Source organism: Nitrosomonas sp. Nm58, assembly GCF_900107335.1.
Taxonomy (GTDB): Bacteria; Pseudomonadota; Gammaproteobacteria; order Burkholderiales; family Nitrosomonadaceae; genus Nitrosomonas.
This window is the reverse complement of record NZ_FNPQ01000059.1, coordinates 1-10,902: the sequence shown is the minus strand read 5'-3', so window position 1 is coordinate 10,902 and position 10,902 is coordinate 1. Positions and strand designations below refer to the sequence as shown.

11 protein-coding genes and 1 tRNA gene are annotated in these 10,902 nt (G+C 47.6%); 6 read left to right on the top strand and 6 right to left on the bottom strand.

Annotation, left to right across the window (positions count from 1 at the left end; genetic code table 11):
• Positions 1-382: 382 nt before the first annotated feature.
• The 3 genes from BLW34_RS13735 to BLW34_RS17515 all read left to right on the top strand — a co-directional run bounded on the left by BLW34_RS13735 (position 383) and on the right by BLW34_RS17515 (position 1,335).
• On the top strand, positions 383-931 hold the full coding sequence (locus BLW34_RS13735; protein WP_256203808.1) for a methylated-DNA--[protein]-cysteine S-methyltransferase: 549 nt from the start codon (positions 383-385) through the stop codon (positions 929-931).
• Between the two features lie 118 nt (positions 932-1,049).
• Positions 1,050-1,208 (top strand): 2OG-Fe(II) oxygenase family protein, encoded by a 159-nt coding sequence (locus tag BLW34_RS16245; protein WP_177166054.1) that lies wholly within the window; start codon positions 1,050-1,052, stop codon positions 1,206-1,208.
• A gap of 25 nt (positions 1,209-1,233) precedes the next feature.
• Entirely contained in the window at positions 1,234-1,335 is a 102-nt protein-coding gene (locus tag BLW34_RS17515; protein ID WP_218138867.1) for a hypothetical protein, read from the top strand.
• Between the two features lie 364 nt (positions 1,336-1,699).
• Here the strand turns inward: BLW34_RS17515 and BLW34_RS13725 are convergent, their stop codons facing one another.
• The 6 genes from BLW34_RS13725 to BLW34_RS13700 all read right to left on the bottom strand — a co-directional run bounded on the left by BLW34_RS13725 (position 1,700) and on the right by BLW34_RS13700 (position 8,613).
• A complete protein-coding gene (locus BLW34_RS13725) occupies positions 1,700-2,674 on the bottom strand; it encodes an ADP-ribosylglycohydrolase family protein (protein WP_090580733.1) in 975 nt (324 codons plus the stop codon).
• A 61-nt stretch (positions 2,675-2,735) separates the two neighbouring features.
• Positions 2,736-3,575 carry a ParB/RepB/Spo0J family partition protein gene (locus BLW34_RS13720; protein ID WP_090580730.1) on the bottom strand — a complete coding sequence of 280 codons (840 nt, stop codon included), beginning with the start codon at positions 3,573-3,575 and terminating at the stop codon, positions 2,736-2,738.
• Between the two features lie 56 nt (positions 3,576-3,631).
• Entirely contained in the window at positions 3,632-4,396 is a 765-nt protein-coding gene (locus tag BLW34_RS13715) for a ParA family protein (protein WP_090543350.1), read from the bottom strand.
• A 35-nt stretch (positions 4,397-4,431) separates the two neighbouring features.
• A complete protein-coding gene (gene rsmG / locus BLW34_RS13710) occupies positions 4,432-5,079 on the bottom strand; it encodes a 16S rRNA (guanine(527)-N(7))-methyltransferase RsmG (protein ID WP_090580728.1) in 648 nt (215 codons plus the stop codon).
• Positions 5,080-5,084: 5 nt separating this feature from the next.
• Positions 5,085-6,974 (bottom strand): tRNA uridine-5-carboxymethylaminomethyl(34) synthesis enzyme MnmG, encoded by a 1,890-nt coding sequence (gene mnmG, locus BLW34_RS13705; protein ID WP_090580725.1) that lies wholly within the window; start codon positions 6,972-6,974, stop codon positions 5,085-5,087.
• A 220-nt stretch (positions 6,975-7,194) separates the two neighbouring features.
• Positions 7,195-8,613, bottom strand: a complete 1,419-nt coding sequence (locus tag BLW34_RS13700; protein ID WP_090580722.1) for a homospermidine synthase — start codon at positions 8,611-8,613, stop codon at positions 7,195-7,197.
• Between the two features lie 140 nt (positions 8,614-8,753).
• On the opposite strand from BLW34_RS13700, the gene BLW34_RS13695 reads away from it, so the two are divergent.
• The 3 genes from BLW34_RS13695 (at position 8,754) to BLW34_RS13685 (ending at position 10,484) form a co-directional block, all read left to right on the top strand.
• On the top strand, positions 8,754-8,951 hold the full coding sequence (locus BLW34_RS13695) for a DUF3460 family protein (RefSeq protein WP_090543342.1): 198 nt from the start codon (positions 8,754-8,756) through the stop codon (positions 8,949-8,951).
• Positions 8,952-9,070: 119 nt separating this feature from the next.
• Positions 9,071-10,354 carry an HlyC/CorC family transporter gene (locus BLW34_RS13690; RefSeq protein ID WP_090580719.1) on the top strand — a complete coding sequence of 428 codons (1,284 nt, stop codon included), beginning with the start codon at positions 9,071-9,073 and terminating at the stop codon, positions 10,352-10,354.
• A 54-nt stretch (positions 10,355-10,408) separates the two neighbouring features.
• Positions 10,409-10,484, top strand: a tRNA-Arg gene (locus BLW34_RS13685).
• The last annotated feature ends 418 nt before the right edge of the window (positions 10,485-10,902 follow it).

Sequence of the window (10,902 nt, the reverse complement as noted above, 5' to 3'; positions counted from 1 at the left end):
GTAAATTGACTGGATAGGAAGAGCCGTATGAATCGAGAGGTTCACGTACGGTTCTGTGAGCACCTGAAGGGGAAGTTCCTTCGGGTGACTCGACCATTATCGGAATGAATCGAATTTGAAAGCAAGACCCGGAGTCGGAGTGCGGCAGGTGGGTAAGATTGATAAATGGGGTAACTGTTATCAAGGTGTAAGCTGTCTAAAAAGTTATATCCTGTATAACCACTGTGTGAGTAAAAAAGTGCGCCGTTCAAACGATCAATGACGCCGTTGGACTGCTGCACTGGAGGTGCCAGCAGCCCCGTGACAGATGCCATTTTCAACGCTGGCTATAATCTACAATTCCAACAACCATTCTTATGAAAAATCGAACAAGGTTCCGGGCATGACACCAAGCCATTATCGTACTGACGGAGCCGCTACTGAAATCCGTTTTGCCATTGACGAATGCTCTCTCGGGTCAATCCTGGCTGCCCAAAGTGGCCGTGGTATTTGTGCCATTCTCCTCGGTGACGATCCTGAGAAACTGGTGTGCGATCTGCAGGATAGCTTTCCTCGCACTAACCTGATTGGGGACGACACGGAGCTCAAGCAGCTCGTTATCAAGGTAGTCGGTTTTATCGAGGCGCCAGACACTGACCTAGATCTGTCGCTGGATATGCGCGGCACTGCTTTTCAGCAGCGCATATGGCAGAGCCTGCGCGAGATTCCGGTAGGGCAGACCGTAAGCTACACCGACATCGCCCGGCACCTGGGTATTCCTCAATCAGTCAGGGCTGTGGCACGGGCGTGCGCGGCAAACAAGCTGGCAGTCGCTATTCCATGCCACCGGGTCGTGCGCCAGGGCGGCGCTTTAGCTGGCTATCGCTGGGGTGTAGAACGCAAGCGCGCCCTGCTTGAGAAAGAGGCGAACACTGCCAAGGCACGGCTATGACTACGCTCAAGGAAGGCGCATACCGGGTCAATCTACGGCGTGGTGCCAGTCCATCTACACTCAGATTATCGCTACCTACATCATGAACATCATTTTTCACGATGCGGCATGAGAACGGATGGATAAGATGACATTGAATCTATTTGAGGATGCAGTGCTATCTCAAGCGCGGCGAGAGGGGTTGTGTCCTGGCGCAGTTGTGCTGTGCGGCTTTGCGTTGCCTAATGAAGCTGCCATCTTCGCAGCATTGAACCACATTACAATCGCAGCAGGATAAGAACGAACACGGCTTTGATGCGTCCATCGTCTCAGTTTCGCTGGGAATTCCGGCTGTTTTTCTATGGGGCGGCTTACGCCACGAGGAGAGGCCGGTGCGAATGCCATTGATACACGGTAATGGATAGTATGGGGTGAGCCGGTGAGATTGCACTACCATGGCCTGCTGCCGATCAAGGAAGGCTATCATCCATCAGTCGGCTTTACCGGATCAACCTGACTTTTCGCAAGACCGTTTAGCCGGGAAGCCTCCGGACAATCCCTAATATTGCATTTCGCACTGCATTCTTGCTGGGTACTCACGCTTGCGGGAATTTCTCTTGCAACAGGCCAACGGTTTGGTGCAAACTCAGCCATTGTGAAGGTGTAAAGTGGTTGGTGATGGTCAAACAGGAAGGCGACGTGGCAACAGTCTTGGACCTACTGCCATATTTTATCCTACACTGTCTTGTATTTATACAATCGATCTTGAATTGCCAACTTTATTTTTCACTATCCAATTACCTCACAAGCTTCAGCAGCTATCACAAGTTTGCGATAGTGTGCGAGCCAGGATATCGGAATGGATGATGTCAGGTTTTGCTGCATGGCTTGGCACGCAGCTACCAGCGCCCCAAGAACGATAGCGCGGCCGCAGCAATCTCCGCCAGCGCGGATATTGGCTTTAATCGCGGTGGTGTAATCCGGTGCATGCCTGGCGATATGAAAAACAATGGGCAATCCTTCTGTGACATGACAAGCTAGGCCAAAACGTTCAGCGGCTGACACGCTATCCAGCGTGTCAGTGGCAAGCGCTTGTTCCAACGATGGCTTAAGCTTTTCCCCGGCAACTGTCACAGCATCGGTTAATGCCTGAACCATTGGTTTGCCATTCAGTACGCCATGCAATGCAGTGGCTGCGCAACGTGCTGCGGATACGGCAATATCATTGTTATTGGTAATGCGCACGACTTCTTCGACCCGCTTCATGAGCGCCTCGCGTGAATCCCGGTGAGTTGCTACCAACACGGGGATTGTGGCGAGTGCGGGTAGCTGATCATCATCCGCACCGGATACTTCCGGGAAGCTATTGATATCCAGCGGCAATAAAACTCGCAAGGTGTGACGAGTCGGCGAGTCGATATAACCGGCATATGCACCGCCCGGCCCAAAGTAGGCGCGGAATTCGAGTTGATAGGCCGCACGATTGAATTCACCGTGTTTTGCCAGGTGTTTGAGCATTAACAGACATATTTCACCATAGCTCGTCGAATCTCCAGCCTGCTTGTCGCCATGCGCAAAAAATCCGCCTGCTCCCGCATAATCGGCGGCACTGGGTTGGCGGAATACCAATTCATCCTCATTTTCTTCTATTGCTGCAATGCGTGCCGGATCGTAAAGCCAGTGTAAACCAAGTGAAGCGGCGTCAGCGACGAGTGCGCCGAGAATGGTTGCAACGTTTGGGTTAATCAGAATGTGCGTATTCATCTATAGGCTCCAGCAGAGTTTTCCTGTTTTCAGTGAACAGTTCTGATTGCTTAAGAAAAGCTTAAAACTTGGAGAGAATGCCATCCAACTGCTCCAGATTGGTATAGTGGATAATCAAATTGCCTGCTCCGCGTTTTCCGGGTTTGATGACGACGCTGGCGCCGAGTTTCGATGAAATATCTTCCTGCAAGCGCAACAAGTCTCGATCCTGCTTGACCAATCTTTTCACAGGGGCCTGCTCGATGCGTTTGATCAGCTTCTCGGTTTCACGCACTGATAGCTGCTTGTGCGCGATTAAACTGGCGACTTCAACCTGCCTCACTGCGGGTAAAACAAGCAATGCACGCCCATGCCCCATATCGATTTTTCCCTGCATCATCAACTCTTGTACGGGTGCAGCCAGATTAAGCAAGCGCAGTAGATTTGAAATCGCGCTGCGTGAGCTTCCCAGTGCTTCGCCTGCCGTTTGATGCGTCATGCCAAACTCTTTGATAAGTCGTTGAATACCCATGGCTGTTTCCAATGGGTTCAAATTTTCGCGCTGGATATTTTCAATGAGTGACATCGCCAGCGCTGACTCATCCGGCACTTCACGAATGATTGCGGGCACCTGCGTCAATCCAGCCAGTTGTGCAGCACGCCAGCGCCGCTCGCCTGCGATGATTTCATAGCGTTCAGCGGCTACCAGGCGCACCAGGATGGGCTGCATTACGCCCTGTGCTTTGATGGATTCGGACAACTCCATCAAAGATGATTGATCCATGCTGGTACGGGGTTGATATTTACCCGGTTGCAGCAAATGGATCTCCAAATGCTGCAGGGATTCCGCTAACGCATGATCATCGTGATTGCCTGATAATAACGCATCAAGCCCTCTTCCCAGACCTTTTAACTTCGCCATTTGCTCCTAATCGCCTATCGTTTTTTTTTCTGATTTATCTGGAATAATCTGAGATGTTAAGCTGTGGCATCCATGATCTCTTTTGCAAGCGCGAGATAAGCCAGCGCTCCTTTCGATAATTTGTCATGGAACAACACAGGCACACCAAATCCGGGTGCCTCTGCCAATCGGATATTGCGTGGGATCACCGTTCGATACACTTTATCGCCAAAGTGCTGTTGTAACTGATCGGAAACCTGCTTTGCCAAAACGTTACGAGGATCGAACATGGTCCGCAGCAAGCCTTCAATCTTAAGAATAGGATTAAAATTGACCCGCACCCTTTTGATGGTATTGACCAGATCACTTAATCCCTCCAGAGCAAAGTATTCGCACTGCATGGGAATCATGACTGCCTGCGCTGCGCAGAGGCCGTTCAGTGTCAGCAAATTGAGCGCCGGCGGGCAATCCATAAGGATGAAATCATATTCTTTCCCCACCGTCTGAAGCGCCGCTTTGAGACGTGCTTCCCTTTGCTCCAGATTGACCATCTCCACCTCGGCGCCAGCCAGATCCTGGTTGGCTGGAATCAAATCATATTTACCTGGCGTGGAGACCACCCTGACATCAGCAATAGGCCGCTCACCCAATAAGACGTGATAAACCGTATGTTGCAAGAGACGCTTATCGACACCGCTTCCCATAGTAGCATTTCCTTGTGGATCCAGATCTACAAGGAGTACGCGCTTACCAGCTTCAACCAAACTTGCCGCCAGATTGATGCTCGTAGTCGTTTTACCAACCCCCCCTTTTTGATTGGTGATTGCAAGAATTTTTATCAACGCGCCTGCTCCTTAGCTGGTATGAACCAAGAGACTCACTCTCCTTGATCCGGTCGAATGACAATCAAATGCCGCGCCGCCCGCAAGCCAGGCACCATGACACGCAAGACTTTTTCAACTCCAAATTGCTCAGGCAATTGCATCAACTCAGCATCGGGAAACCTGCCCTTCATTGCGATCAACCTGCTTTTGCTATTCTCGGCACATAAATGCCCTGCTGAGCTGACAAAAGTACTCAGATCGGCAAATGCCCGGGAAATCACCGTGTCGAATTTTTCGGCAGGAAAGAAACGCTCAGCACGCTCGCAAACCACCTTCACATTTTTCAATGCCAATTCAATACATGCTTGCGTTAAAAAAGCTGCTTTCTTCTGATTACTTTCAATCAAGGTTATATACCAATCAGGCCGGACAATTGCAAGCGGGATGCCGGGAAGTCCTGCACCACTGCCGACATCAGCAAGATGAGCGCCGGTAATCACGGGCAGCAGCGTTAAACTATCGAGTACATGCTTGGTCACCATTTCTTCCGGTTTGCGCACGGCGGTCAGATTATAGACACGGTTCCATTTATCCAGGAACAGGATATACTGCAGCAAGTGAGTGCTGATCCTTTCCCTTTCTTTAGCTAAACCGCACTCAAGCTTATCAAGGCCTTCCAGTAATTGTTTTTCTAGACTCATATTTTTTATTTTATTTCTGACAATATAAAACCACGCTTCAGATGAACCAGCAATAGAGAAATGGCCGCAGGCGTGATGCCGGAAATCCGTGCGGCATGACCAATTGTCTCCGGTTTATGCTGATTCAGCTTTTGTTGCACTTCGCTGGAAAGACCGCGCACACTCCGATAATCAATGTCTTTTGGCAAGCTTGTCTTTTCATAATGGTTATGGCGGGCGATCTCCTGTTTCTGGCGCTCGATGTACCCTTCATATTTAATATTGATTTCCACTTGCTCAGCAACTTTTTCATCGGCAACGCCATCTTCAGCGCCGAGCAATGACATTAACCTCGTATAAGTCACATCCGGACGACGCAGCAATTCGTACAATGAATATTCTTTTTCAATGGTTTTACCCAGCACGTTTATCAATTCCGCTTCCGACAACATGCCAGGGCGCACCCATACATTTCGTAATCTTTGCCGCTCAGCATCAATCGCTTCACGTTTAATCACGAATGCCTCCCAGCGCCCTTCATGGACCAGCCCTAACCGATAGCCCACTTCAGTCAATCGCATATCAGCATTATCTTCTCGTAACTGCAGACGATATTCTGCACGGCTGGTAAACATACGATAAGGCTCCGTCACACCACGAGTAATCAGATCATCTACCAACACGCCCAGATAGGCTTCATCACGACGTGGGCACCACGCTTCGCGCCCCTGTACCTTGAGACTGGCATTTAATCCAGCCAATAATCCCTGAGCGGCCGCCTCCTCATAGCCAGTCGTTCCATTAATTTGACCTGCAAAAAACAGCCCTTCAATCGCCCGGGTTTCCAGGGAACTCTTAAGTGCGCGGGGATCAAAGTAATCATATTCGATGGCATAGCCTGGGCGGGTGATATGCGCATTTTCCAGCCCTTTGATCGAGTGCACCAAGTCGATTTGCACATCATAAGGTAGGCTGGTCGAAATACCATTAGGATATACTTCATGCGTATCCAGCCCTTCAGGTTCAAGAAAAATCGTGTGCGAATCCCTATCAGAAAAACGAACAATCTTGTCTTCTATCGACGGACAGTAACGTGGCCCAATCCCCTCTATCTTCCCTGTAAATAAAGGCGAGCGATCCAGACCCTCTCGAATAACATCATGAGTGCGACCATTGGTATGTGTTATCCAGCAAGATATCTGACGGGGATGCAGCGCCACATTGCCCAGAAATGAAAACACCGGCACAGGATCGTCACCCGGCTGCTCCTGCAGCAAGGAATAATTGATGCTGCGCCCATCGATCCGCGGAGGGGTGCCGGTTTTAAGGCGTCCCACCGGCAACCTCATCTCGCGTAGTCGCTGCGCAAGGCTGATTGAGGGCGGATCACCCGCCCGACCCGCTTGAAAATTATTATTACCCACATGTGCCAAACCGGCTAGAAATGTGCCGGTTGTCAAGATGACTGCTCGCGCACAAAACTTAACGCCAAGGTGGGTAACCACCCCCACAACCTGCTCACCTTGCAGCACAAGATCATCTACAGCCTGCTGTATCAACCATAGATTTGGCTGGTTTTCCAGCCGTCTGCGTACGGCTTGACGATAAAGCACCCGGTCTGCTTGAGCACGTGTCGCGCGCACAGCGGGACCTTTACTGGAATTAAGCATTCGGAACTGTATGCCCGCCTCATCAATGGCCTCTGCCATCACGCCGCCCAAGGCATCGATTTCCTTGACCAAATGACCTTTGCCAATACCGCCTATGGATGGATTGCAGGACATTTGCCCCAGCGTTTCGAGATTATGGGTAAGCAATAATGTCTTCTGCCCCATGCGAGCAGCCGCTAATGCTGCCTCTGTTCCCGCATGGCCGCCGCCCACCACGATAACATCAAAGTTTTCCGAAAAGCTCATAAATGTGTGTTGTAAAACCGATAATCAAATTACTGCTTAATTCTAAGGCATTCAGCATTTTTGTTCACAAAAAGTTTAACCTCATAAACAATATGTTTCACGTGAAACATTACTTAGCTATCGATATCAGGTCGAAACTTGACCGGATCATAAATCAGGCAAAGCACCCACCTACGTTACACGGCCTAAATCATGGAAACCAACGCCACCTCCCTGCAATTCAAGTGACACGAAAATTCTTGAATTGCCATGGATCGGTTTTATCCAGGTCTTCTTCAAACAATCCCCCTCTTCCCTGAAGCGGTGTCCAGTCACTATACTGCCCGACCATTTTCCCCAAATAAGGAGCCGCCACCTTCTGCACGTCCTCAAAAGGCATTTCATCAGGCTCGATAATGCCCGCCTCTTGGTTTTTCATTGCCCAGATTACGCCGCCCAGCACGCCTGCCGCCACTTGCAAACTGGTTGCATTGTTGTAAGGTGCAAGTTTCCGCGCCTCATGAATAGATAAAACCGAGCCATACCAATATATTCCCTTGGAATGCCCCATCAACAGCACACCCAACTCGTCAACGCCATCATAAATATCATCCATTGACAAGCGGGTTTTTGACTGCAATTTTAAATTCTTCCCGTTGAATTCATGCACCGACAGAACAGCTGCGTCACAAGGATGATAGGCATAATAAACTGTTGGACGGTAATAAAGTTTGTTTCCTTCCTTGACTGTCAAATAGTCTGCAATGGAGATAGATTCACTATGCGTGATCAGGAAGCCGCGATAAGCCCCTTCGCGAGGCGTCCAACCATAAACCTGTGTTTGAACACCTGGTCGCTCCAAATAAATGGCCGCATCGCAGCCGAAGTCATGATGCCTCCCATCAGACGGCTCATGCTTTTCATGACTCCCCCAGCCCAGTTCCGCAGGCTGAATTCCCTCAGAAACAAAACCATCAATGGACCATGTATTAACAAACTCATCAATGCGTTTAGGCGGATTGATTGCTTGCGTGTCTCGCTCGGCACATTGAATGACTGATATATTCAGCAATTGAGCCAATCTTGCCCACTCATCCTTTGTTTCTGGAGTCTCAAAATTTACTCCCGTATCATGTGCGATATTGAGGAGCGCTTGCTTAACCCAGTGCGAAGCGAGGCCAGGATTGACGCCATGGCAAAGAACGGCTGTCGGACCACTGCCTAATTTTTCACGAAGCATCAACGCTTTTTCGCGCAATCCATAATTAGAGCGCTCAGAAAGCGATAAATTGGCATCCGCATAACCACCTGCCCAAGGCTCAATGCAGGTATCGAGGTAAAGAGCGCCTAGCGAGTGACATAACTCAACCAACGCCAAGCTAGACACATTGACCGAAACATTAAGCAAAAAATCACCTGGCGCTAATAAGGAGCCAAGTATCTGACGATAATTCTCCGGTGTGAGTGGATTAACCTGGAACGAGATATTTTGATTTTCTGCTTCAACCCTACCCCTCTCATCTGCAGCAATAATCCTAATTCGGTCAGGCAATATATCAACATGCCTCAAAAGCAAGGGAAGAACCCCTCGTCCCACACTCCCAAAACCGACAAATATAAACTTCCCATTAAATTTAAGCAGCTTTTCATCATTAACCATCAGCTTATTCTTTTCTCGATCATCTTTCTTCTTTTACAATTCATGTGGTTGAAGTTATCATTAGCAACAATTAATATTCACAAAAGCAATCAATTGTGCATTAAAGTTTACAAATTATTAATATTATGAGCAAATCGACTATGGATTATATGTATGAATCTGAGCATACCAAATTTATGCGAGAATTATTTGCAAAAAGACCGCATCTGGTTGAACAACAGAAGGAAGCGCGCGCTATTTGGTGGGATAAGAAGGTCAATCAAGAAGAACTTAAGCATTTTAAAGAGTCGAAAGTACCACAAAAAAGTTATGTTTATTTCGATTGGCTACAGAAATAGATAAGGATCGCTTTATTTTCAGCAGCATATATCCATTGGCAGTTTAAGTCAGCACATAAGCCAGTGAAGTTTAGGTCATTTTTGCTATTTGACCGCGAAAATCACGAGGATAAAGCCATTTGGAAGACGTTCCATTACCTATATTACTTGCAGTATTAGTTCTATTATTAATTTTATCTGGTTTTTTTTCACTCTCCGAAACCAGTATGATGGCGATTAACCGCTATCGCTTAAAGCATCTCGCCAAACAGGGACATCGTGGCGCTCGCTTGACTGCGCAATTACTAGCCAATACCGACAGATTGCTAGGGGTCATCTTACTAGGAAACAATTTACTGAATTCAGCTGCTGCGACACTGGTTGCAGTGATTACTTCTGCTTTCTTTGCGCATAATGATTTTGCATTACTTATCGGTACGATATGTGTAACGCTGGCAATATTGATATTCAGTGAAATTACTCCCAAGGTTATAGCGGCCACTTATCCGGAGAAAATTGCTTTAACAGTAAGCTATGCATTAACACCCTTGCTCAAAATTTTCTACCCTGCAGTCTGGTTCATTAATCTTTTCGTACAAGGGCTTTTAATCCTCTTTCGCTTGAAGTCCAAGGAAAACACAGCACATAAAATCAGTCCCGAAGAACTTAAAATGCTTGTCCTGGAGGCAGGTCATTTCATCCAGAAGAAACATCAAAGCGTATTGATTAATCTGGTTGACCTTGAAACAGTTACCGTTGATGATGTCATTGTACCTAGAAGCCAGATTGAAGCCATCGATCTGGAGGCTGATGATGAAGCCATCCATGATCAACTACTGACCTGCCACCATACTCGCTTGCCGGTATATCGCGGACATCTTGACAACGTTGTCGGAATCATTCATGCACGCAAAATATTTAACCAAATGAGAAGCGGAAAAATTACCGCAACAATGCTTGAAAAAGTTATGCAAGAACCTTATTTTATTCCTTCTGGCACGCCCTTGTTCTCACAATTGCAATTGTTCCAGGAAAATCGGAAACGAATAGGTCTGGTTGTCGATGAGTATGGCGAGTGGATAGGGTTGGTAACATTGGAAGATATTCTTGAGGAAATTATTGGTGAATTTACAACCCACCCACCTACTCAAACGAGCACATTCATTCGACAGCCAGATGGTAGTATAATTGTAGAAGGAAGTGTTTTATTGCGTGATCTTAATCGAAAGCTTGGGTTTCATTTACCTTTAGATGGGCCCAAAACTTTAAACGGCTTGATTTTGGAGCATTTTCAAGACATTCCCGAGGCAGGGATAGGATTAAATATAGCCGGACACCCCATGGAAATTATCCAAACAAAGAATCAAGTGGTCAAAGTTGTGCGCATTTATCCAGCTTTACCAAATTCTGGGTTAAGCGTATAAATCCAAATAGCTTTTCCTTTATCGTAAATCCATTTTTGTGATTTAGAATTTTACGCGCTCATAGCTCAGTGGATAGAGTACCGCCCTCCGAAGGCGGGGGTCACACGTTCGAATCGTGTTGGGCGCGCCATGAACGTATGAATATGGGCGCTTGATCGGCCCCATATTTTTTGTGTACTCCAATTGTAGCCGCCAAACTGGCATTCGATTCTCGGATCGGCGTGGAGTTTCTTGCACAGAGTCGGCACAAAGGCTCCCACATTGCTGGGAAACAACTACTACTCCACGGGCAACGTAATGCCCTTACTCATGTTTGCCTATTCCAGCAGCAATTCCTCTCTGTCATTGCACAATAATTCAGTCTGTTGTTTCAAGATGTCATCCAAGGAAGCATGTCTGTTTTCAACACCTCACAAGCGGGGGTGTCCTAGAGACATTGTGTAAATGGCTATTAGAAGCTGTCTGGCAAAACGATTTCCATTAGAATCAAGTATTTTTTGATAGTAAGCTAAGAGATGTCATACAAAACGGATATAAATGATGAGGAA

Excerpts from the sequence above, each read along its gene's own strand:
- BLW34_RS13720 (WP_090580730.1), bottom strand. The coding sequence starts at position 3,575 with ATGGCGAAGTTAAAAGGTCTGGGAAGAGGGCTTGATGCGTTATTATCA.
- BLW34_RS13700 (WP_090580722.1), bottom strand. The coding sequence starts at position 8,613 with ATGGTTAATGATGAAAAGCTGCTTAAATTTAATGGGAAGTTTATATTT.
- mnmG (WP_090580725.1), bottom strand. The coding sequence starts at position 6,974 with ATGAGCTTTTCGGAAAACTTTGATGTTATCGTGGTGGGCGGCGGCCAT.
- rsmG (WP_090580728.1), bottom strand. The coding sequence starts at position 5,079 with ATGAGTCTAGAAAAACAATTACTGGAAGGCCTTGATAAGCTTGAGTGC.
- BLW34_RS13695 (WP_090543342.1), top strand. The coding sequence starts at position 8,754 with ATGGATTATATGTATGAATCTGAGCATACCAAATTTATGCGAGAATTA.
- BLW34_RS13725 (WP_090580733.1), bottom strand. The coding sequence starts at position 2,674 with ATGAATACGCACATTCTGATTAACCCAAACGTTGCAACCATTCTCGGC.
- BLW34_RS13735 (WP_256203808.1), top strand. The coding sequence starts at position 383 with ATGACACCAAGCCATTATCGTACTGACGGAGCCGCTACTGAAATCCGT.
- BLW34_RS16245 (WP_177166054.1), top strand. The coding sequence starts at position 1,050 with ATGGATAAGATGACATTGAATCTATTTGAGGATGCAGTGCTATCTCAA.